Here is a 23,104-nt window from a genome sequence, read left to right as displayed (position 1 = left end):
TAAATGCGACTACTCTTACTCAATTGGTTTAGCAAAAATCATACGACCTGCAGCTGTTTGCAGTGCACTGGTGACGACAACATCAATCCATTCATTCATATGATTTTGACCGTCTTCTACAACAATCATCGTGCCGTCATCTAAATAAGCGACACCTTGTTTTCTTTCCGTTCCCGATTTAATGACTTGAACATGCATTTCTTCGCCCGGAATCACAACTGGTTTCACCGCATTTGCCAATTCATTAATATTAAATACTGTTACATTTTGAAATTCACAAACCTTATTTAAGTTATAATCATTCGTTAAAATAGCAGCATTCATCAATTTCGCTAAACGGATTAATTTACTATCAACTTCTGTTATATCGTCAAAATCACCTTCATAAAATTCAATCGGTATATAACCGTCTTTTTGCAGTGCATTTAAAGTATCCAAGCCTCTTCTACCCTTTGCTCTTTTTAACGCATCGGAAGAATCTGCTATAAATTGCAATTCCTGCAACACAAAATTAGGAATAACCAATGTTCCTTCAATAAAATTTGTTTGCACAATATCTGCAATTCGACTATCAATAATCACACTCGTATCCAATAATTTGTACTTATACATATTATCACTCGTAGCGAGTTCTATCAACTGTGATTCCTTAGTTTCTATCGTACTTTTATTTAATGAACGTGAAAATAATTTACGCCATTCTTCTTTCCGGCTCATTACTGTTTGATACCCAACTAATGCTAATGTAATCGAAAAAATTAATGGCAAAGTTGAAGATACAAAGGGAATATTTAAACTATTAAATGGTAGTGATAATAAAAATCCAATTAATAGTCCAATCAGTGTGCCAATCGTCCCTAAAATTAAATTGAGCGTCGTCAAATTATTCATCCATTCAATTAAATAACGAATAACACGCTCAATGACTGGTGATAACAAACTGCCTAGTATCATAAAAATAATCATAAAAATAAATCCATTTAAGTAAATATTACTAGTCCAGCTTGGTACATTCGGTATGCCATGCCATATACTTGGGCCAACTGTCACACCAAAACTTAATCCAATCAGTAATGATAATCCTGTAATAATTCGTTTATACATTTTATCCTCCTTTCTTATCTTGGAAATACGATTGCCAACGCTTGTTTAATCGTTGAAACTGGGATAACTTCAATCGTTGTATTCAACACTAAGCTTTGAACATTATTTTTTGGTACAAAAATACGTTTAAATCCTAATTTATCAGCTTCGACAATACGTTCTTTCACCTGTGTCACACGCCGAATTTCTCCTGTTAAACCAATTTCGCCTACAAAACAATCGTCAATTTGCGTTGGTCGATTCCAGTAACTCGACGCAATACTCATCGCAATCGCTAAATCAATCGCTGGCTCATCTAACTGAACACCACCTGTTGTCTTGAAAAAAGCATCTTGATTTTGAACCATAAGACCACAATGCTTTTCCATAACTGCCAGCAAAAGAGATACACGTTGTTGTTCAATTCCACTAGCTGTACGCTTAGCATTACCAAAAACAGTTGGCGTCATTAAAGACTGTATCTCTGCCAAAATAGTTCGAGTCCCCTCTAAAGCTGCTACGACCGTCGAACCGGTGGCTCCAGGTAGTCGTTCTTCCAAGAACAATTCAGATGGATTCGTCACTTCTTGCAAGCCGACATCAAGCATTTCAAAAACACCTAATTCATTTGTCGAACCAAAACGATTTTTTACTGCTCTTAAAATACGGAAACGATTATGTTTCTCACCTTCAAAATACAATACCGTATCCACCATGTGTTCCAGCATTCTTGGCCCTGCAATATTTCCTTCTTTTGTCACATGGCCTACAATGAAAATTGCAATTTGATTATCTTTTGCAATACGCATCAACACATTCGTTGTTTCTCGTAACTGCGAGACGCTACCCGCCACACCATTATGCTCAGGAGATGTCATTGTCTGGATTGAATCAATAATTACCATATCTGGTTCAATACGTTGAATTTCACTCGCCACTGCCGTTAAATCTGTTTCAGATAATAAGTAAAAATAGTCACTATTTAGCGACAGTCGCTCTGCTCGCATTTTAATTTGTGATAAACTTTCTTCTCCGGAAACGTAAAGTAATTTTTGACCTTTATTCGCTAATTGTAAAGACACCTGTAAAAGCAATGTTGACTTTCCAATTCCAGGGTCACCACCGATTAATACTAAAGAGCCATTAACCACTCCACCACCTAAAACGCGGTCAAACTCCGAAAAGTCCGTATTCACACGAGATTCATTAGTATATTGAATCTCATGTAACTGTTTAGCACCACGTGACAATGGCTGCTTGGAAGTTTGAACTTGCACTCGTTTATCAATGGTAGGAGGAGCTACTAATTGTTCTTCCATTTGATTCCAGCCACCACATTCAGGGCACTTTCCTAACCACCTTGGCGATTCATAACCACAAGCCATACATTCATACATGACCCTTTTTTTCGCCATAGACTTCATCCTTTCTGCTTTTCTTTACTCTTATTTGCTAGATGAACCAAATCCACCTGTTCGTGTACTTTCTCCACCATTATCACTATCAACTTTCAAAAATGTCGTAAAAATACCTTGGGCGATCCGCTCACCTTTTTTGATTTTTTGATCCACTAGCCCAAAATTTAACATTTGCACAAAAATATGCCCTTCGTTCGATTCATTATTATAATAATCACTATCAATAATGCCGATACTATTCGGTAATACTAAAAATCGTTTCAAAGGATTACTTGAACGATTAATAATTTGCAAATATTCATCATCTTGCATATAAGCTTTCAATCCTGTTGGAATTAAAGTTGGTTTTAATAATTTTTCATGCAGAACCTTTGCCTTTTCTTCCTTATCTTTTGGTGACTGATAAATCCATTGCTTCATTTCTTGTAATAAATAGCGTAACAAATCTTTCCAAAAACTTGGTAAAACAATATCTTCTGCTGCTTCAATATCATATCCTGCTGCGTGATGTGTAGCACGCTTTGGTAATTGAATATTTTGCTCAGCATAGTAAGATACGACTTCAAAACCTCTTATTTTTTCCATTATATAATCTTGTCTCCTTGCCTATTTCTCGTATCTATTCTATCACAAATCACTATCAAACATACACTGATATTGCTATACACAGTCATATTTTATAAAATTTTATAATAAGATACTCATTTATTGTTCAATAAGCTCCATGATGCAAACCCTTTCTACAATTTGACGGAATATTTTGTGCACTCAGCCAATAGATTTTCAAACGTTTTCATTTTATACTTGGATTACAAACTTAATAAAGGAGATTTTAATTATGGTAGAAATGAAACTTAAAGGTATTCATAAAAAATATGAAGGTGCTGATTTTTATTCAGTAACAGACTTCAACTTAGATATTCAAGATCGTGAATTTATCGTATTCGTAGGCCCTTCAGGTTGTGGTAAATCAACTACATTACGTATGATTGCTGGTTTGGAAGATATTTCTGAAGGTGAATTATGGATTGGCGATACATTAATGAATGATGTAGCACCAAAAGATCGTGACATCGCAATGGTATTCCAAAACTATGCGTTATATCCTCACATGACAGTATTTGATAACATGGCTTTCGGTTTAAAATTACGTAAATATCCAAAAGATGAAATCAAGTCACGTGTAGAAAATGCTGCGGAAATCTTAGGCTTAACTCAATACTTAGATCGTAAACCAGCTGCTTTATCTGGTGGTCAACGTCAACGTGTTGCCTTAGGTCGTGCAATCGTTCGTGATGCTAAAGTATTCTTAATGGATGAGCCTTTATCAAACTTAGATGCTAAATTACGTGTACAAATGCGTGCTGAAATCGCTAAATTACACCAACGTTTAAATACAACGACTATTTACGTAACACATGACCAAACTGAAGCGATGACAATGGCAAGCCGTATCGTTATTATGAAAGACGGTATTATCCAACAAATCGGATCACCTCAAGAAGTGTACAATACACCAAATAACGTATTCGTAGCAGGTTTCATTGGTTCACCTGCAATGAACTTCTTCAAAGTAACATTGAATGACGGTGTCATTTCAAATCATCAAGGTTTAGAATTAAAAATTACAGAACCACAACGTAAATTATTAGAAGAACGTGGTTTCAATGGAAAACAAATTATTTTCGGTATCCGTCCTGAAGATATTCAATCAGAACAAGTATTCTTAGATGCTAACCCTGGTTCAATTGTTCGTTCAGAAGTTGTCGTTTCAGAGTTATTAGGTGCTGAAACAATGCTTTACTCAAAAGTTGGGGATACAGAATTTATCGCTCGTGTTGACGCTCGTGACTTCCACAACCCAGGTGAAGTAATTGAATTAGGTTTCAACATGAACAAAGCTCACTTCTTTGACGCAGAATCAGAACGTGTTATTCGTGCTGACATGATGTAATTTCAAACCAATATAATGATAAAAGGAACGTATTCAATAAAGCTACGTTCCCTTTTATCATTATATTTTTAAAAATTGTTTCATTGAACGGCGAGCACCTAGTATTCCTAAGAGAATACCAATAATCAAGATACCAATTCCTAAGAAAATAAAGAAAGGCCAAGTCGGTATAAAGCGTATATTCATAATACCAAACAACTGTGACGGAGCTAGACGAATCGCTTCATAGATAGCATATAGTAATCCGAATGCAACACAGCTACCGATAATACCAATAAATGCACCTTCATAAGCAAATGGTGCTCGAATAAAACTATTCTTCGCTCCCACTAAACGCATAATCTCAATTTCTGTTTGTCGTGCAAAAATTGTTAGACGAATGGTATTACTTACTAGTAAAACAGCCACTACTAAAAATACTGCTGCAATAACCGCTAAAATGTAACGCACAATTTCAATTTGCTTCAATAATTTATCAGCCGTTACTTCGCCATAAGTGACCTCATGTGCATAAGTCATTTTTTTAATAGCCTCTGCTACTACTTTAATCTCTTTGACATCATCTACATCAACTACAAAAACGTTCAGTAATGGATTAGCATCCCCTTCATGTAAACTAAATTCTTGTCCTACATTTTCAATAATATCTTGTAATTCTTCATCCTTTGTTCGATAGACAACATTTGCTACATGATCCAATTGCTCGATTTTTTGTTTCAACACTTGTTCATCAGTAGCATTCGCAGCCAAATCAATCATGACACGAATTTGAATACCCGATTCAATATCTTTGGTAATTTTCTCCACATTCATCAACAATAAGACTAGTCCACCCATCATCATCAAGGTCAGCGACATTGTAAAAATGGATGCTATAGTCATCCAGCCATTACGGAATAAATTGCGTATACCGTCCCTTATATGACGGAAAAAATTTCTAATGACGCTCATCATATTCCCCCTTATAACTATCACGAACTAATTTACCTTGATTTAATTCTAGTACACGATGTCGAAATTGATTAACGAAATTTTCATTATGCGTCCCCATAATAACAGTGGTGCCTAATGTATTGACTTTTTCTAATAAATTGAGAATGCCAAGAGCTGTTTCAGGATCTAAATTTCCTGTTGGTTCATCTGCTATCAAGATTGCTGGTCGATTCGCTAATGCCCGAGCAATCGCAACACGTTGTTGTTCACCACCTGATAACTCTTCCGGCAATTGATTCACTTTATGTCGCAATCCTACTTGTTCTAATAATTCATGTACACGTTGTTTAATTTCTTTGCCACGTTTTCCTGTTACTTCGAGTGCGTATGCAACATTTTCATATACCGTTAATTTTGGTAATAATTTAAAATCTTGAAACACAACGCCAACATAGCGACGTAAAAACGGGATTTCTTTTTCTTTCATCGTGGCAATACGATATTTCCCTACTTGAACAGCCCCTTTGGTTTGCATTTCTTCACGATAAAGTAATTTCATCAAGGTTGATTTACCCGAACCACTTGGCCCTACAATATATACAAATTCACCTTGCTCAATACGAATACTCATATCATCTACTGCTTTTATGCCATTAGGATACTGTTTCGTAACATTTGTTAGTTGTATCATTTTTATACTCCTTTATTCCAGCTTACTAGAGTTAGCTTGACGTCCACTTCGCTTATCTCTTACAGTCCCAAAGCACTTTGTGACACGCTCAGTGATTCAAGCCATAACACCCTTACTCGTACTATAAATGAATCAATTTACTCAACCCTATATTCTAGTTTAACATTTATTGATTAATAACCAATCTCAAAATAATGGCATTTTAATGTCAATTAATCTTGTAAACGCAATTTCAAATAAGCATCAATAAAGGAATCAATGTCACCGTCCATAACAGCTTGCGTATTCCCCACATCAAAATTTGTTCGATGATCTTTAACCATTGAATACGGATGAAAAACATAAGATCTAATCTGAGAACCCCACGCAATATCACGTTGTTCCCCTTTAATTTCAGCTAATGCTTGGGCTTGTTTTTCTTGCTCTAATTGGTAGAGTTTTGCTTTCAATAAATTCATCGCTAAATCTCGGTTTTGGAATTGCGAACGTTGTGATTGACTTTGCGTCACAATACCTGTCGGAATATGCGTAATTCGAACAGCAGAACTTGTTTTATTGATATGCTGACCACCGGCTCCACTTGCACGATAAGTATCAATGCGTAAATCATCTGGATTAATATCAATTTCAATCGTATCATCTATCAGTGGCGTCACTTCAACTGACGCAAATGATGTATGGCGTCGGCTATTTGAATCAAAAGGAGAAATACGCACAAGACGATGCACGCCTTTTTCAGATTTCAAATATCCATACGCATTATGCCCTTTTATCTCCAAAGTCACACTTTTTATGCCAGCTTCATCACCGTCTTGATAATCGACCATTTCAATTTGAAATCCTTTTTTATCTGCCCAACGCTGATACATTCGCAAAAGCATACTACCCCAATCTTGAGATTCTGTTCCGCCAGCACCTGGGTGAATTTCTAATAACGCATCATTTGCGTCATGCGGTTCTGACAATAATAACTTCATTTGAAACTGAGTAATTTTATCATTTAACACTTCGACTAGCGTGATTGCTTCCCTTAGTAATGTTTCATCTTTCGACTCATCGTATAATTCCACAGCCATATCTAGCTCTTCTAACTGTTCTTCCATATGATGAATCATTTGGTACGTTTCTTTTGCAATATTAAGTTTTGCAATCACTTTTTGAGCCTGTTCATTATCATCCCAAAAAGTTGGCGATGACATTTGATGCTCATAATCTGCAATATCTGCCTCAATTGCTTCTAAGTCAAAGAGACCCCCTAAAACTGTGAATTATTTGTTGCGTATTGGTTATAAATTGTTTAATTTCGTATAATTCCATAATTTCCTCTTTCTAAAAAATAGACATAAAGTTCTAACTAACGTAATTCAACTGAAGAAAGTTTATAATCTGATTGCTTCAATTGAACGGGTTCTTTAGAACATTATGTCCGATTTTATTAGGATAATGTTTATTGAATTCTTCTCAAACAACTATCCTTTTTTATTATTATCTAATCGCATCTGCCGGTGCTGGAGACGGAGCTGGACGTGCAGCTGGATTATTCACTTGCTCACGTTCAACATTTTGACGTACTTGTGCTTTCATTACAAAGCGTGTAATATCCAACTCAATAGCTGAAATCATCTCTTGGAATCGTTCATATCCCTCTGTTTGATACTCAGTCAATGGGTTTGTTTGTGCATAAGCACGTAAACCAACACCTTGACGTAAATGATCCATCATATCAATATGATCTGTCCATTTGCTATCCACTACTTTTAATGTAATGACTTTTTCAAATTCTGTAATTTGTTCAGGCGAAGCCAATGTTGCTAATTTTTCATCATAAAGAGCAACAACTTTATTGTATAAGTAATCCACTAATTCTTTAGCTGATTTGCCTTGTAAATCTGTTAGCGATAAATCGTCTGGGTGGAACAAGGCATTATGTGCGAATTCCATTAATCCCTCTAAATTCCATGTTTTCTTCTCACCCTCTGTCGCATAATTTACTTGAGATTCAATCGTACGTTTCATCATCGCTTTAATATATGGAGTTAAGCTTTCTTCCGTTTGAATCACTTGTAAACGTTGACCATAAATAACTTCACGTTGTTCACGCATTACTTCGTCATACTCTAAGACGTTTTTACGTGTATCGTAGTTGTTCCCCTCAACACGACGTTGTGCAGATTCTACTTGTTTCGATAACATACGACTTTGAATTGAAACATCTTCCCCTTCATCATCAGTCATGTTTAATCGTTGCCATAAAGCTTGAATACGGTCTGAACCGAAACGACGCATTAAATCATCTTCCAATGATAAGTAGAATTGTGATGCTCCTGGGTCACCTTGACGACCTGAACGTCCACGTAATTGGTTATCAATACGACGTGATTCGTGACGTTCCGTTCCAATAACACATAGACCACCTAATTCTTTAACGCCACTACCTAATTTAATATCCGTTCCACGACCAGCCATGTTCGTCGCAATCGTTACAGCACCACGTTGCCCTGCTTGCATAACGATTTCTGCTTCTTTAAAGTGATTTTTCGCATTTAATACTTCGTGAGGAATTCCTGCTTGTGTCAATAATTTTGATAAATATTCACTAGTTTCAACTGCAACAGTCCCCACTAAAATTGGTTGACCTTTCGCATGACGCTCTTGAATATCTTTAACAACAGCACGGAATTTTGTTTTTAAGTTAGGATATAATAAATCTGGTGCGTCCACACGTTGAACAGGACGGTTTGTCGGAATAGTCGTAACATTCATATTGTAAATTTCACGGAACTCTTCTTCCTCTGTCTTAGCCGTTCCCGTCATACCAGATAATTTTTCATACATACGGAAATAGTTTTGGAATGTAATAGTCGCCATTGTTTTAGATTCGTTTTCAATTTCAACACCTTCTTTAGCTTCAATAGCTTGGTGTAAACCGTCAGAGTAACGACGTCCTTCCATAATACGACCTGTAAATGGGTCAACAATTTTAACTTTTCCTTCATCAACTACATAATCAATATCATGAATCATAATATAGTTAGCACGTAAGGCTTGGTCAATATGGTGTACTAATGCCGTATTATTAATATCATAAAGGTTAGGTAAACGGAATACTCGTTCTGCTTTATCAACACCAGTATCTGTTAAAGAAATTGTTTTAGAAGTTAAATCAATTGTATAATCTTCCTCTTCTTTTAATCCCTTAGCAAAATAATCTGCACGTGTATATAGAGCAGTTGATTTTCCTGCTTGTCCTGAAATAATTAATGGTGTACGTGCCTCATCGATTAAAATTGAATCGACCTCATCGACTACTGCAAAGTATAATGGACGTTGTACCATTTGATGTTTATAAACAACCATGTTATCACGCAAATAGTCAAATCCTAATTCATTGTTTGTTGAATAAGTAATATCACAATTATACGCTGCACGTTTTTCTGCAGATGACATACTGTTTAAGTTCAAACCAACTGTTAAGCCTAAGAAACGGTAAACTTCACCCATTTCTTTTGAGTCACGTGTCGCTAAGTAATCATTAACTGTTACAACGTGTACCCCTTTTCCTGTTAAGGCATTTAAATACACTGGCATTGTTTCTGTTAATGTTTTTCCCTCACCAGTACGCATTTCTGCGATGTCCCCATTATGAATAACAAGACCACCTTGAATTTGTACTTTATATGGGAAAAGTCCTAATACACGACGAGCTGCTTCACGCGTTACCGCAAACGCTTCTACTGTAATATCATCAAGTGTTTCTCCATTTGCTAAACGCTCACGGAAAATATTTGTTTGACTACGTAATTCCTCATCTGTCATCGACTTATAACGAGGCTCTAATTCCATTACTTTATCTGCAATTTTTCCTGTTCGCTTTAATTCAGCTTTATCATTTTCAAATAAATTTTTAAGCATATTTGCCATTAATGATTGACTCCTTTATTTATACGTTCATATTTTTAAAGTTTCTTATTAAAAATGTATACTCACCCTAATATTGTAACATTATTTTTTACTATTGAACATTGTTTTTTCACGAATAATTCGGAACTTGGCTAATTATTTGTACCCTAGTGCATTGTTTCTCACTCATTCATTCCTATTAATCGTGAAATCTATTCCTCAACAATATTTTCTGATTGATTATTCAATAGGTTTCCCTTATATAAAAATAAACATAATGCCTGCTATAATGTATCCTAGCAGTCCCCATAATAATTGCTGCCCTGAATTTTGATTAGGCTGATTTTTCCCCATATTCTGTAAAGCTACACGATTATTTCCCATTAAAATAATAAAAAATAGAATACAGCCCACAAAGTAGAGCATCTGTATCCATTTCAGCAAAATTCCTCCCACCACTAATCCAATTAAAAAGATTAGTATTGAGCGTCCTATTTGATTCATAGCACTTCCTCCTCCCACTATTCTTTAATATTATATAATATTCATGCTCGTCACGCATCTAGTTTACTCTAGCTTCTATCGATACATTAAAAAAGCACAGAACATTGTCTGTGCTCACTCTGTTTATTTTATAAAGACCCTGTTTCAATTAAACCATAGCGTCCGTCACGTCGACGATATACGATATTAATTTCATCAGTTTCTGCATCAGTATAGATGAAGAAATCATGACCTAACATATTCATTTGTAATACAGCTTCTTCACTATCCATTGGCTTCAAACTTACTCGTTTAGAACGAACAATCTCTAATTCAGATTCTTTCGCTTCAACAGGTGTTTCTTCTACTGTAAATGATGCGTCAAAACCTTCAAATCCACGTTCTCTAGATTTATGATGAATTTTTGTTTTATATTTTCGAACTTGACGTTCTAATTTATCAACGACTAAATCGATACTAGCATATAAATCAGAAGTAGTTTCTTCTGCACGTAATACTAAGAATGATAATGGAATCGTTACTTCTGCTTTAGCCGTTTTATCTGGATAAACTTTTAAATTAACATAAGCGGTTGCTTCGGGCACATCATCGAAGAAACGTTCTAACTTAGCAACTTTTTTCTCCGCATAATCACGAATCGCTTTCGTTACCTCTATGTTTTCTCCGCGTACATTATATGTAAACATACAAATCCCTCATTTCCTTTATATTCTATTTATAGTATATTCACACTACTTAAAGTGTAATTAAAGATACTATTTATAAAAAGCATCTCTTATGCTTTGACTATATTATAACACATTTTTTTGTTTTTGAAAACGGAAACATTTTATTTTTGTAAATTTTTCATCTTTTTTCATTATGTCTAAACTAATAAATCTCTCGCTAATGTCAAACTCATACAGTGATTGACCCCATGTTGAAATAATAATTGTTTAGCTCGCATTAAAGTCGTACCAGTCGTATAAACATCATCAAAAATTAATATGTTCTTGGACAATTTCGCCTTTAAATTCAGTTCAAAAGGTTGTTCCAAAGCCAAACGTTCTTGTTTATTTTTCTTGGCTTGTTTTTTTCCGTCCCCCTTATAATTCAATAACAAAGTATAAGGTATTTTGGCTTGCTGCAATAAATATTCTGCCGGAATAAACCCTCGTTGCTGTAAGCTTTTCGGCGAACTTGGTAAAATAATCCACTGATAATCTTTATATTTGTGATAATAGTCGTTTAAAATAGCCAACATGACGGCTGCCTGTCTTGTATCTCCATGATATTTATAGTCGATAATCCACTCTTGAAAGGCTGCATTATAATAATATATCGATTCTTGTTGTAAATAATTGTCATCATATAGCTTTAGCCAATGTTGACAATCCAAACAACTATCCCCTTGCTCAATCGGGTGTTGACAATACCGACAAATAATTTGTTGACTAACATCACACCGTTCAAATTGACTCTGACATTTCTCGCATACAACCTCTGGAAAAATTCGTTTCAAGCTCCATAAATCATTCCATTTTATCGTTTGCTCAAATACTAGTTGGCATCTTAAACATTTTTGATTCATTCAGCAACAATCCCCTTTTTCTCGCCTCTTTATTCATCGTATGAATACTACGTTTAGCCATTACCATTTTTTTACTCACGCCAAAATGAGCATAGATTAATCGTCCTGTTGGAAATTGTGGATTCCTTCCCACTCTCCCACTCATTTGTATCAAGGCTGCCTCCGAATATTTTACATCTTCTGCACCTACAATCAATACTTGGCAATTTTTAAATGTAACCCCTCTTTCCAAAATAGTTGTCGTAATCAATGCATCTAATACCCCATTACGTAATTGTTGCACCTTTTCAATACGTTCTGAATCTTGAGAATGTACCACAGCAAGTTTTATATTAGTCACTTCTTCTTGTACCCACTGATAAAGTACGTCTGCTATTGCTATTGACGGCATAAAAATTAATTTAATACCTTCACCATGTAAAAAATCTAACAGCAATAGCCATAACTTTCCTTTTTTACGCTGCTGAATTTGTTGCTTCCAATCTCCTATCCAGCAAAATTTCGGTTCAGGCAATGGATAACCATGAAATCGTGCTGGCAAAAGTGCTACTTCTGCTTGTTTCGCTTTAATTTTATTTTGTAAAAATCGGTCTGGTGTGGCTGTTAAATAGATTTTCTTTCCTTTCGGCTTCAATGCCTGCTGAACAGCAAAATGTAAGCCGTCATCATTCGCCAATGGAAAAGCATCTACCTCATCAACAATAATCAAATCGAAAGCATGATAAAATTTCCATAATTGATGAATGGTAGAGACTACTAATGACGTATAACGATACGATTCATGGGTCTTGCCATGCAAAGTTATCATATCGACACCACTGAACGCTTGCTGCAAACGTGGTGCCAATTCTAAACATACATCAATACGTGGTGAAACTACTGCTACTCTACCTTGTTTAGTCAATACATGATTGATTACTTCAAAAATCATCTCAGTCTTACCTGCACCAGTGACGGCAACCACAATATCATCTTTTTTATAGTCAGCTACATGTTCGACTAATAGTGATGACACTCGTTGTTGCTCATTGGATAAAGTCCCTTGCCACTGCAAATACGAAGATGCATCTTTTTCATTTGAATCCAATAACTCACTCGGAAAACGGTATAACTTATCTTGCGTACTTAGGCGCCCTAGTTGAATACAATGTGTACAATATTGAATCGCTTGGTTGATTGTTTCAAAATGTTTCTCATTATTACATCGTTGACATCGGATTGAACCCTTTGTCTTAGTAACGGCATCGACAATTTCTATCTGATGATGATTCCATTCTGAAAATGGACCTATTAACTGTTCCAATTCATTTTGCGTCATTTGTCGACCTGCTAATACTCGTATATCCAACCACTCTCACCTCATATTCTAAATACACAAAAAGAGTAGAAATTGCTTGAACAATCTCTACTCTTATCACTATTTCGTATACTTTTTAATTTGTGGTACAACGTGTTCTCCTAACAGTGTTAATGTACGTTTAACATCTTCAAACGGTACCCCACCGAAATCAATTTGCCCAATGAAACGATTGTGTCCCAATTCTTCATACTGCTTTAGCAGTTTTTCTACAATAAATGACGGACTACCAACATTAATCATGCTCGACAATTGATTCGCTTGTTGAAAATCATTTTTATCAATCACTTGATTATTCGCTTGAATAGAACCCTCATTAACATAAGGATAATAATAATCAATCGCTTGTTGCGTCGATTCATGTGCAAATAAATATCCTGCAACTGCCACCTGTAATTGCTCCACAGAATGCCCTTCACTAGCTGCATTTTCACGATAATGTTGAATGAGTGAACGGTATCGTTCTAAATTCCAGCTATAATCCATAACACAAATCGCATCGCCACTACGCCCTGCTTTTTCAGCTGATTCTAAACTACCACCTATTGCACGCCAAATTGGAAGACCGTCCGACTGAATTGCTCGTGGTAAAATTTGTACATTATGCAACGGTGCACGATATTCGCCTGACCATGTAATAAATTCACGTTGATTAATCAGCTTTAATAATTGAAATTTCTCTTCAAATAATGCTTCATAATCATTTAAATCATAACCCAATGTTGTATAAACACCTGTTCGTGCTGAACGTCCACACATTAATTCCATACGTCCATTCGAAATTAAATCAATCGTGGCAGCATCTTCATAAACTCTGACAGGGTCTGCTACTCCAATAATCGTAGCACTAGAAGACAAACGAATCTTTGATGTTGCCTGAGCAATTGCTCCAAGTAGCACCAAATGTCCTTGACTAACGAACATTGGCTGATGTGATTCTCCCACTTGAAAAATATCAAAACCTGCTTGCTCTGCCAGTATAGCCATTTCAATTAAATTATGGATACGTTCAGCAGCAGAATATTGTTTTTTAGTAATTGGATCTGCTATATGATCACCTAATGTATATAAACCGAGTTGTAAACCTGTTGTCACACCTTTTCCTCCTTGATATTCTGCTATCCTATGGTGCATATCATATTTCAATCAAATCATGTACTTTCATCTTCCTTATTATGACAGAAATGTCAATTACTAGGCTGGAAAATTATCAATATGCGGTATAATAGCTAGTCCTTTTGCTTTACGTCCAGTATGTGCACCTACAACAGGACCTAAAGGACAAATAGTTATCTCAATCTCTGAATCTTCATCTTTTAATGCTTGTGCAATTTCTTGCACTTCACTAAAAGCATCAGCCTGTGCAAAAGCCACATTAACTCCTTTAACATATTGTTCTTTAGCCTGAGCAACCAATTCAAACCAACGTTTATATACTTTTTTATTAGTCCGAATTTTCTCGAATAATACAATCTTTCCTTGCTCATCAAAATATAAAATTGGACGTATTTGCAGCATGCTACCTAAAAATGCACTCGTTGCACTCAAGCGTCCACCTTTTACTAAGTTCGATAAATCTTCAACCATAAAATAAATACGAATATTATCAGCTAACCATGTCAATTTTTCAGCAATCACATCAGCTGTTTCGCCACGATTAATTAAAGTTACAGCTGCATTCACTAAACCTTGCATTCCAACAGCTGCACCTTTGGAATCAATACAATGAATCGTTAATTTGTCACGATACTCATTCGTCACCATTACAGCAGATTGAAATGTCCCACTAATTGCAGCAGATAAATGAATACAAAACACTGTATCATAGCCTTTTTCAACTATTTTATCTAATAAATTATAATAACTTCCTACATTTGGTTGTGAAGTGGTAGGTAATTGACTTTCCTGTTCTAAGCGATCATAAAAAGCTACGATTTCTTCTTCTACGCCTGAATCATTCATTACAGTACCGTCATTAAAATTAACCATTAAATTAACCGTATAAATATCAGGATGTGAAAGTAGTTCAGCAGATAAATATCCTACACTGTCTACAATTATTGCTGTTTTCATTAAATTCCTCCTCTATTCCTTATCGTATTAACGATTAATCGGAATATTTACTCGTTGTTCTCCAATCTCCTGCCAATCAAATTGACCATTAAAGATAGAAATCAAGTAATGATTGACTGATTCAACTTTTAATAAATCAATTGCCAACTGATAACTGACTTTATCTGTATATTGTGTATCCAGCACCGTTGCCTCAATCTCTTGTTTTGATAGATGATATTGAAAAGTATCCACTTGAGCATAATTCAGTGTTAGCTCAATTATACTTTGTGTAATATTTTGAATCAACTCTGCTTTTACTAATGCTTCACTGACAGCACCACTATACGCTCTGACTAAGCCACCTGCACCTAATTTTGTACCACCAAAATAACGTACAACCACTGCTAAAATATTAGTCAATTCTTGCTTTTTCAAAACTTCTAACATCGGAACACCGGCTGTTCCCGACGGCTCGCCGTCATCACTCATACGTTGAATCGACGCATCTTCATTCAAAATATACGCACTACAATGATGATTCGCTTTATAGTGTTCTTTTTTTATTTGTGCAATATATAGTTGGGCTTGTTCTTCACTCTCAATTGGCATTAAATAGGTAATAAAACGAGATTTTTTGATTTCAATTTCATCTATAAATTTTTCGGCAATACTCCTATAATTTTGACTCATTCTTTTTCAATCCCATCTGCTATCGGTATAATCGCCATTCCTTGAACGCCACTACCACCATGTACTCCAACAACCGGTGTTAAATAACCAATACTGAATGAAATCACCTGCGGAAATAGTTCTTGCATCATCTTTTGAGCAGTTTTAGCTGCCTCTAAAGCATTGCTATGTCCAAAACGTACATGAATCCCTTTAGGATATTTTTCTAATGCTGCTTGAATTAAATCAGCCCAACGGCGATAGACACGTTTTTCAGTACGAATCTTCTCAAATAAGGCAACTTCACCTGTTTCAGTAAATTCTAATAAAGGTTTTATTTGCAGTAAACCACCTAAAAAAGCATTCGCAGCCGATAAACGTCCACCTTTTACTAAATTATTCAAATCTTCAATCATCATATAAATATGTGATTCTCTTGCCAACCATTCAAGTTGACGCACAATTTCATCAAATGAAAGTTCAGCTGCTTCATAAAAATGAAGTGCTTGTTCTAACATATTTTCAATTACAACTGAAGTTCCTTTTGAATCAATGCAAGCAGTTGTCAATTTCCCTTGATATTCTTGTAAAATCATATTAGCCGTTTGATAAGTTCCACTCAATTTGTTCGACAAATGAATCGCAATCACACTATCGTAACCTTGTTCCACTAAATGTTCTATTAGTTGGTAATACTCACCTGGAGACGGTTGTGCCGTTTTAGGTAATGTACTTTCTTGCTGTAACTTTTCATAAAAAGCAATGACACTCTCTTCGTCTGTTGTATCTTTAAATATTTCACCGTCAGCAAACTGAACCGTTAATATCACTTCATAAACATCTGGGTGAGCTTTTAATTGCTCATTAATCCCTGCAGTGCTATCAACAATAAAAGCTGTTTTCAACCTAATTCCCCTCTCTCAAATTTGCATTATCGTTTTTTAGATAAATGGTACATTAGTCGCATTAGACCAATCACAACGAGCAATGCAATCAATAACCAAAAAAATCGTAATTCCGTCCATATATAAGATGCAATCGCAAGTATTGAAAAAATAAAAGTAAAACTAATCATAGCATAGACCACTTGTTTTTTAGAAAATCCAAAACGTAATAATCGATGATGTAGATGTTCTTGATCTGCTTGTCCAATTGCCTTTCTCGTTAAAATACGTCTTAACATCGCATAACTAGCGTCAAATATTGGCAATAAATAGATTAATACAGGAACTAATAACGAGTATAAACTCGCACTTTTTAAATTTGATACTGATAGAGCAGCATACATAAATCCAATAAATAAAGCTCCTGTATCACCTAAATATATAGAAGCTGGTGCCCAATTAAAAGGTAAAAACCCCATAATTGACGCAATCAATAATAATAACATCATCAAAAAACTCATTCGAATCGATAAACTAAAAAAATAAGTAGTAATCGTCAAAGTCAATAAGCTAACTACTGTTACTGAACTGGCTAATCCATCTACACCGTCAATTAAATTAATGGCATTCGTCACACCAAAAATCCAAAGCATTGTCGCTATATAACTTAATATTTGAAATATACTTGGATCTAAATTTGGTAATAAAGCAGATGAAAATTCAATGCCAGCTTGAAAATATAACACATTAGCAGCTACTAAAATACCAATTGTCTTTTGCCAAGGTCTCAATTCAATCGCATCATCAATGATTCCAACAACCAAAACAATCGTTGATGCTAATAACAACCATAATTGATTCGGATTCGTTAATAAATAGGGCATCGTTAAAATAGAGCCTATCCAAAATGATAGATAAATCGCTACACCACCATAACTTACGGCTGTTTGATTGCCTTTTTGAATATCATGGGGATCCTTATCAAACAATTGAAAATGACGTGCAATATGACGAACCAGCGTAGTTAAAATAAATGATAGAAGTGTTACTTGCATAAAGGGTACTATTAACTTTTGAAACAATGTTATCACTCCCTTGTTTCGTTCGGCTTGACTTAACTTCCTTTAGTGGTTCAAGCCAAAACAATCTCACTATGTTTGGCTAACAATCTTTGCGCCTACTGTACTATTCCTATTTTTTCCAAAAATCATCATAAATCGTAATCGGTAAATGGCGTTTATGTTGAGTTTTCAAATACCACTGTTCGATAATTTGAGCATCTTTCTCCGTTACTGTCTGACCCGTTAAATACGCATCAATCGCCTCATAAGAAACACCTAAAGCTGTTTCATCTGAAATCATCGGTTTTTCTTCTTCTAAATCAGCTGTCGGCACTTTCAAATATAATGCTTCTGGTGCCTGTAAGGCTTTCAACAATTCACGTCCTTGCGTTTTATTTAAACGCCATAATGGCAAAATATCAGCAGCTCCGTCACCAAATTTTGTAAAGAACCCAGTTACTGATTCAGCCGCATGATCCGTTCCAATGACAGCTCCAGCTGTTTGCCCAGCAATCGCATATTGAGCCACCATTCGTTGGCGAGCTTTAATATTCCCTTTATTATAATCACTGATTGCTAATCCATTTTCTTCTAAATTAGCTACCAAAGCATCAGTTGCCGGTTTGATATTGATAGTATAAGTTTTATCTGGCTCGATAAACGCTAAAGCAGCTAACGCATCTACTTCATCATTTTGAACACCATAAGGTAAACGAACAGCGATAAATTGATATTGCTCATCATTGGTTTCAGCTCGTAATTCTTGTACGGCTAATTGTGCTAGCTTTCCTGCTAAAGTAGAATCTTGACCACCACTAATACCGAGCACATAAGTTTTAAGCCCTTTATTCGTTGTCAAATATTCTTTTAAAAAATTAATCGTTTTACGAATTTCTTCTTCTGGATTAATCGTTTCTACTACACGCAATGTTTCAATAATCTCTTTTTGTAATGCCCTCATGCTTTAGTCCTCATTTTTTTCATTAATTTTCAGTGACCGATTTTTCAACCTTTTGCCGAATTTCTTTAATACTTTCCATTTTTTCATCATATAATTTTTGCGATAAATCAACTGGATATTGTTCAGGATTTAAAATACGTTTATACTCATCCCACAATGCATTAATTGTTTCCTTCGCATACTGCTTGATTTCTTCTAATGTAGGTAACTCATAGACTAATGTTCCTTCTTTAAACACGTCTACTAATAAAGGCTTTGCAGTAAAATCTTTAACCGTTTTATTAATATAAGTATGAACTGGATGAAACATATATAATTCTTCTAACTGGTCTGGACGCTCTTCAATTAACGCAATATAATCACCTTCAGATTTTCCGTCACGATTTCTTGTAATACGCCACACTTGTTTCACACCTGGAGTTGACATTTTCTCAGCATTACTTGAAATTTTCATCGTTGGCACCATTGTGCCGTCTTCATCTTCAATACTGACCAATTTATAAACTGCCCCTAATGACGGTTGGTCGAAAGCCGTAATTAATTTAGTTCCGACACCCCAATCATCAATTTTTGCCCCTTGCATTCTCAAGTTTAAAATAAATTTCTCATCTAAATCATTTGAAGCAATAATACGAGCATTTGGGAAACCAGCTTCATCTAATTGTTCACGAATACGTTTTGACTGATAAGCCATGTCGCCTGAGTCGATACGCACTCCTCTAAAATTAATTTTATCGCCCATTTCTTTTGCCACACGAATCGCTGTTGGAACCCCAGAGCGTAAAGTATCATAAGTATCGACTAAAAAGACCACATCTTTATGTGATTCAGCATATTTTTTAAATGCCGTATATTCATCACGATACGCTTGAACCAATGAATGAGCATGAGTACCCGAAACAGGAATACCAAATAATTTACTAGCACGAACATTACTCGTTGTATCAAAACCACCAATATAAGCTGCACGTGTTCCCCAAATCGCTGCTTCCATTTCTTGAGCACGTCTTGTACCAAATTCTGACAATTTATCATTTTCACCAATAACACTACGAATACGTGACGCTTTTGTAGCTACTAATGTCTGATAATTCAAAATATTTAAAATCGCTGTTTCTACTAATTGGCATTGTCCTAATGGACCTTCCACTTGAATCAATGGCTCATTCGCAAAACATAATTCCCCTTCGACCAAGCTACGCACACTACACTCGAATTTAAATTCACTTAAATAATTTAGAAAGGCTTCAGGATACATATCTAATGAACGTAAATAATTAATATCAGATTCACTAAAATGTAACTCTTGTAAATAATGAACAATTCTTTCTAAACCAGCGAAAACAGCATACCCATTGTTAAATGGATTTTTTCTAAAATATGCTTCAAATACAGCATGACGATTAACAATCCCGTCATCCCAATACGTTTTTAACATATTAATTTGGTATAAATCAGTATGTAGCGTTAAGCTATCATCTGGGTGGATAAACATCTTTTATAAACTCTCCTTTAAACTTTTAATTCGTTTAACAAGTATTTTACCATGAAAAGAGTGAAAATAACAAAAAATCATCCCCTATTCAATAGAAATAGGGAATGAATAATATTCTTTTATTCAAAATGATCTAACATAATGAATTTTTCACTAAATAATGGACTTACTGAACGATTTTCATGAATTCGACGAATTGCTTCACCGACTAATTGGGCAACCGAAATCACTTCAATCTTATCAATCATTTTATCTTCTGATAATGGAATTGAATCGGTAATAATCACTTTTTCAATCGGTGCATCTTTCAAACGTTGTACTGCTTCACCAGAAAGAATCGCATGCGTACAGCAAATATAAACTTCACGTGCTCCTTTTTCTTTCAATGCTTTAGCAGCCAATGTAATCGTACCAGCAGTATCAATCATATCGTCGATAATAATACATTTTTTATCTTTAATTTCACCAACAATGTTCATGATTTCTGCCACATTTGGACGTGGACGACGTTTATCAACAATTGCGATTGGTGTTTTTAAAAATTCTGCTAATTTACGTGCACGTGTCACACCACCATGGTCAGGAGATACAACCACGCACTCATCTCCATCCAAATGATTTTCAATAAAGTAATTCGCTAATAATGGTGCTCCCATTAAATGATCAACTGGAATATCAAAGAAACCTTGAATTTGAGCAGCATGTAAATCCAATGCAACGATACGAGATGCACCAGCCATTGTTAACATATTCGCAACTAATTTTGCTGTAATTGGCTCACGAGATTGTGCTTTACGATCTTGTCTTGCATAACCATAGTACGGCATCACCACATTGATTGTTTTGGCACTTGCTCGGCGTAAAGCGTCAATCATAATCATTAACTCCATTAAATTATCACTTACTGGATAAGATGTTGATTGAACAACGTAAACATGGTCACCACGAATACTTTCTTCAATATTCACTTTAATTTCACCGTCTGAAAAATGTGAAATTGAAATTTCTCCTAATTCTAAACCGAGTTCTTTTGCTATCTTCTCTGCCAACGGACGATTGGAACTCAATGAGAAAATTTTTAGCTTTGGATCTTTATAATGTGCCTTTACCACGGAATTTACCTCCATTTTGTTTTTAAATTTTGATGACTACTTTTATTTTTTTTGCAATTTATCCCAATAATTTGCAATATTACGTTGTTCAACTCGCGAAATTGCCAATGCTTCTACTGGAACATCTTTTGTCACAGTTGTACCTGCTGCAATAAATGCTCGTTCACCCACTTGCACTGGTGAAACAATATTGGCATTACATCCAATAAATGAATTGTCTCCAATCATCGAGCGGTGTTTCGTTTTTCCATCATAATTAACAAAAATAGTACCGCACCCAACATTAATATCTTTGCCTAAATCTGCATCGCCAATATAAGTTAAATGCCCAGCTTTCGTATCATCGCCAATCGTACTATTTTTCACTTCCACAAAATTTCCGATATGAACATTTTTTCCAAGATGACTATTTGGTCTTAAATGAGCAAATGGGCCAATCGTAACACCTGATTGTACTGTTGATTGTTCGATAACCGATTGCGTAATTTGAACGTCCTGTTCAATTTTACTATCCACAATTTCAGAATTAGCACCAATCAAGCAATTGCTACCAATGACAGTACTACCTTTTAAATAAACACCTGGTTCAATAACAGTATCTTCACCAATCACAACATCAGCTTCAATCACTGTATTCAATGGATTAATAATCGTAACACCTTGACGCATATGTTTTTCATTAATACGCTGCATCATCAATTGAGTTGCTTGAGCTAACGCTATACGATCATTAACACCTAATGCTTCGTCCATATCTTCCATAATAAAAGCTGAAACATTGCCACCCTCTGCTTTTATCAATTCAATCACATCAGGTAAATAATATTCTCCTTGAGCATTATCATTCGTAACACGTGACAACATACGGAATAACATTTCATTATCAAAAACATACGTTCCTGTATTGATTTCTTTGATTTGTTTCTCTTCTTCCGTTGCATCTTTTTGCTCAACAATTCGTTCTACCTGTCCTTGAGATGAACGCACAATTCGTCCATAACCTGTCGAATCATCTGCCATAGCCGTTAAGACGGTTACATGAGAATTAGTTGATTCGTGGTAGGTAAATAATTGATTTAACGTATCACCAGACAACAATGGGGTATCTCCACAAATCACTAATGTTTGCCCTTTTTGATGTCCAATAATTGTTTCTGCTTGTAAAACTGCATGACCCGTCCCCAATTGCTCTTCTTGCAATGCGTAATCGGATTGTTCACCCAACACAGATTTTACTTGTTCAGCACCATGTCCTACAATAGTAACTATTTGATTAACATTACTCTCTTTTACTGCTCTAACAACATGCTCGACCATCGATAAACCACAAACTGGATGTAGTACCTTATACAAACTAGACTTCATCCTAGTTCCTTTACCAGCAGCTAAAATAACTGCTATTCGATTATCCATCTCAACACTCCTTATAAATAAGTCTGTTCAATTTATTATACCAT

Annotated in this window: 21 protein-coding genes; 1 reads left to right on the top strand and 20 read right to left on the bottom strand. The window is 35.3% G+C overall.

The window, feature by feature from the left end; translation table 11 throughout:
• Positions 1-15: 15 nt before the first annotated feature.
• From JDW14_00220 to JDW14_00210, 3 genes are read right to left on the bottom strand one after another with little or no spacing between them, the layout of a single operon-like run.
• Positions 16-1,104, bottom strand: a complete 1,089-nt coding sequence (locus JDW14_00220; GenBank protein QQD65592.1) for a PIN/TRAM domain-containing protein — start codon at positions 1,102-1,104, stop codon at positions 16-18.
• 14 nt (positions 1,105-1,118) lie between these two features.
• Positions 1,119-2,498: a DNA repair protein RadA gene (gene radA, locus JDW14_00215; protein ID QQD65591.1), complete on the bottom strand. Its 1,380-nt coding sequence runs from the start codon at positions 2,496-2,498 to the stop codon at positions 1,119-1,121.
• Between the two features lie 30 nt (positions 2,499-2,528).
• A complete protein-coding gene (locus tag JDW14_00210; GenBank protein QQD65590.1) occupies positions 2,529-3,086 on the bottom strand; it encodes a dUTP diphosphatase in 558 nt (185 codons plus the stop codon).
• 253 nt (positions 3,087-3,339) lie between these two features.
• On the opposite strand from JDW14_00210, the gene ugpC reads away from it, so the two are divergent.
• The gene (gene ugpC / locus JDW14_00205) at positions 3,340-4,455 is read left to right on the top strand and encodes a sn-glycerol-3-phosphate ABC transporter ATP-binding protein UgpC (GenBank protein QQD65589.1); all 1,116 of its coding nucleotides are present in this window, start codon (positions 3,340-3,342) and stop codon (positions 4,453-4,455) included.
• A 60-nt stretch (positions 4,456-4,515) separates the two neighbouring features.
• Here the strand turns inward: ugpC and JDW14_00200 are convergent, their stop codons facing one another.
• The 17 genes from JDW14_00200 to glmU all read right to left on the bottom strand — a co-directional run bounded on the left by JDW14_00200 (position 4,516) and on the right by glmU (position 23,060).
• On the bottom strand, positions 4,516-5,406 hold the full coding sequence (locus tag JDW14_00200) for an ABC transporter permease (GenBank protein ID QQD65588.1): 891 nt from the start codon (positions 5,404-5,406) through the stop codon (positions 4,516-4,518).
• The gene (gene ftsE / locus JDW14_00195) at positions 5,393-6,079 is read right to left on the bottom strand and encodes a cell division ATP-binding protein FtsE (protein ID QQD65587.1); all 687 of its coding nucleotides are present in this window, start codon (positions 6,077-6,079) and stop codon (positions 5,393-5,395) included. The genes JDW14_00200 and ftsE overlap by 14 nt, the downstream gene beginning before the upstream one ends.
• Positions 6,080-6,291: 212 nt before the next feature.
• Positions 6,292-7,396, bottom strand: a protein-coding gene (gene prfB, locus JDW14_00190; protein QQD65586.1) for a peptide chain release factor 2 whose coding sequence is annotated in 2 segments (ribosomal slippage) — positions 6,292-7,323 and positions 7,325-7,396 — 1,104 coding nt in all. Because the reading frame shifts where the segments join, the coding sequence is not laid out codon by codon here.
• A 168-nt stretch (positions 7,397-7,564) separates the two neighbouring features.
• Positions 7,565-10,000: a preprotein translocase subunit SecA gene (gene secA / locus JDW14_00185; protein QQD65585.1), complete on the bottom strand. Its 2,436-nt coding sequence runs from the start codon at positions 9,998-10,000 to the stop codon at positions 7,565-7,567.
• 237 nt (positions 10,001-10,237) lie between these two features.
• Positions 10,238-10,483 (bottom strand): hypothetical protein, encoded by a 246-nt coding sequence (locus JDW14_00180; protein QQD65584.1) that lies wholly within the window; start codon positions 10,481-10,483, stop codon positions 10,238-10,240.
• 128 nt (positions 10,484-10,611) lie between these two features.
• A complete protein-coding gene (raiA, locus tag JDW14_00175) occupies positions 10,612-11,169 on the bottom strand; it encodes a ribosome-associated translation inhibitor RaiA (protein ID QQD65583.1) in 558 nt (185 codons plus the stop codon).
• A gap of 179 nt (positions 11,170-11,348) precedes the next feature.
• Complete coding sequence (locus tag JDW14_00170) at positions 11,349-12,053, bottom strand: ComF family protein (GenBank protein QQD65582.1); 705 nt, start codon at positions 12,051-12,053, stop codon at positions 11,349-11,351.
• Entirely contained in the window at positions 12,016-13,401 is a 1,386-nt protein-coding gene (locus tag JDW14_00165; protein QQD65581.1) for a DEAD/DEAH box helicase family protein, read from the bottom strand. The genes JDW14_00170 and JDW14_00165 overlap by 38 nt, the downstream gene beginning before the upstream one ends.
• Positions 13,402-13,470: 69 nt before the next feature.
• Complete coding sequence (locus JDW14_00160) at positions 13,471-14,544, bottom strand: LLM class flavin-dependent oxidoreductase (GenBank protein QQD65580.1); 1,074 nt, start codon at positions 14,542-14,544, stop codon at positions 13,471-13,473.
• Between the two features lie 60 nt (positions 14,545-14,604).
• Complete coding sequence (locus JDW14_00155) at positions 14,605-15,483, bottom strand: DegV family protein (protein ID QQD65579.1); 879 nt, start codon at positions 15,481-15,483, stop codon at positions 14,605-14,607.
• A 27-nt stretch (positions 15,484-15,510) separates the two neighbouring features.
• Positions 15,511-16,155, bottom strand: a complete 645-nt coding sequence (locus tag JDW14_00150) for a YigZ family protein (GenBank protein QQD65578.1) — start codon at positions 16,153-16,155, stop codon at positions 15,511-15,513.
• Positions 16,152-17,039, bottom strand: coding sequence for a DegV family protein (locus JDW14_00145; protein QQD65577.1), 888 nt, complete (start codon positions 17,037-17,039; stop codon positions 16,152-16,154). Before JDW14_00145 ends, JDW14_00150 begins: the two co-directional genes overlap by 4 nt.
• A gap of 26 nt (positions 17,040-17,065) precedes the next feature.
• Positions 17,066-18,100, bottom strand: a complete 1,035-nt coding sequence (locus JDW14_00140) for an undecaprenyl/decaprenyl-phosphate alpha-N-acetylglucosaminyl 1-phosphate transferase (protein QQD65576.1) — start codon at positions 18,098-18,100, stop codon at positions 17,066-17,068.
• A gap of 109 nt (positions 18,101-18,209) precedes the next feature.
• A complete protein-coding gene (nadE, locus tag JDW14_00135; protein QQD65575.1) occupies positions 18,210-19,040 on the bottom strand; it encodes an ammonia-dependent NAD(+) synthetase in 831 nt (276 codons plus the stop codon).
• 22 nt (positions 19,041-19,062) lie between these two features.
• Positions 19,063-20,535 carry a nicotinate phosphoribosyltransferase gene (locus JDW14_00130; protein QQD65574.1) on the bottom strand — a complete coding sequence of 491 codons (1,473 nt, stop codon included), beginning with the start codon at positions 20,533-20,535 and terminating at the stop codon, positions 19,063-19,065.
• 119 nt (positions 20,536-20,654) lie between these two features.
• Positions 20,655-21,662, bottom strand: coding sequence for a ribose-phosphate diphosphokinase (locus JDW14_00125; protein QQD65573.1), 1,008 nt, complete (start codon positions 21,660-21,662; stop codon positions 20,655-20,657).
• A 27-nt stretch (positions 21,663-21,689) separates the two neighbouring features.
• A complete protein-coding gene (gene glmU / locus JDW14_00120; GenBank protein ID QQD65572.1) occupies positions 21,690-23,060 on the bottom strand; it encodes a bifunctional UDP-N-acetylglucosamine diphosphorylase/glucosamine-1-phosphate N-acetyltransferase GlmU in 1,371 nt (456 codons plus the stop codon).
• Positions 23,061-23,104: the final 44 nt, after the last annotated feature.

This window comes from Aerococcaceae bacterium zg-252 (assembly GCA_016237705.1).
GTDB lineage: Bacteria > Bacillota > Bacilli > Lactobacillales > Aerococcaceae > Globicatella > Globicatella yangjingiae.
This window is presented reverse-complemented; position numbering and strand designations above follow the sequence as displayed.

Bases quoted from the DNA above. Each gene is read 5' to 3' on its own strand.
- JDW14_00220 (QQD65592.1), bottom strand. From the start codon at position 1,104: ATGTATAAACGAATTATTACAGGATTATCATTACTGATTGGATTAAGT.
- radA (QQD65591.1), bottom strand. From the start codon at position 2,498: ATGGCGAAAAAAAGGGTCATGTATGAATGTATGGCTTGTGGTTATGAA.
- JDW14_00210 (QQD65590.1), bottom strand. From the start codon at position 3,086: ATGGAAAAAATAAGAGGTTTTGAAGTCGTATCTTACTATGCTGAGCAA.
- ugpC (QQD65589.1), top strand. From the start codon at position 3,340: ATGGTAGAAATGAAACTTAAAGGTATTCATAAAAAATATGAAGGTGCT.
- JDW14_00200 (QQD65588.1), bottom strand. From the start codon at position 5,406: ATGAGCGTCATTAGAAATTTTTTCCGTCATATAAGGGACGGTATACGC.
- ftsE (QQD65587.1), bottom strand. From the start codon at position 6,079: ATGATACAACTAACAAATGTTACGAAACAGTATCCTAATGGCATAAAA.
- secA (QQD65585.1), bottom strand. From the start codon at position 10,000: ATGGCAAATATGCTTAAAAATTTATTTGAAAATGATAAAGCTGAATTA.
- JDW14_00180 (QQD65584.1), bottom strand. From the start codon at position 10,483: ATGAATCAAATAGGACGCTCAATACTAATCTTTTTAATTGGATTAGTG.
- raiA (QQD65583.1), bottom strand. From the start codon at position 11,169: ATGTTTACATATAATGTACGCGGAGAAAACATAGAGGTAACGAAAGCG.
- JDW14_00170 (QQD65582.1), bottom strand. From the start codon at position 12,053: ATGAATCAAAAATGTTTAAGATGCCAACTAGTATTTGAGCAAACGATA.
- JDW14_00160 (QQD65580.1), bottom strand. From the start codon at position 14,544: ATGCACCATAGGATAGCAGAATATCAAGGAGGAAAAGGTGTGACAACA.
- JDW14_00155 (QQD65579.1), bottom strand. From the start codon at position 15,483: ATGAAAACAGCAATAATTGTAGACAGTGTAGGATATTTATCTGCTGAA.
- JDW14_00150 (QQD65578.1), bottom strand. From the start codon at position 16,155: ATGAGTCAAAATTATAGGAGTATTGCCGAAAAATTTATAGATGAAATT.
- nadE (QQD65575.1), bottom strand. From the start codon at position 19,040: ATGAGGGCATTACAAAAAGAGATTATTGAAACATTGCGTGTAGTAGAA.
- JDW14_00130 (QQD65574.1), bottom strand. From the start codon at position 20,535: ATGTTTATCCACCCAGATGATAGCTTAACGCTACATACTGATTTATAC.
- JDW14_00125 (QQD65573.1), bottom strand. From the start codon at position 21,662: ATGGAGGTAAATTCCGTGGTAAAGGCACATTATAAAGATCCAAAGCTA.
- glmU (QQD65572.1), bottom strand. From the start codon at position 23,060: ATGGATAATCGAATAGCAGTTATTTTAGCTGCTGGTAAAGGAACTAGG.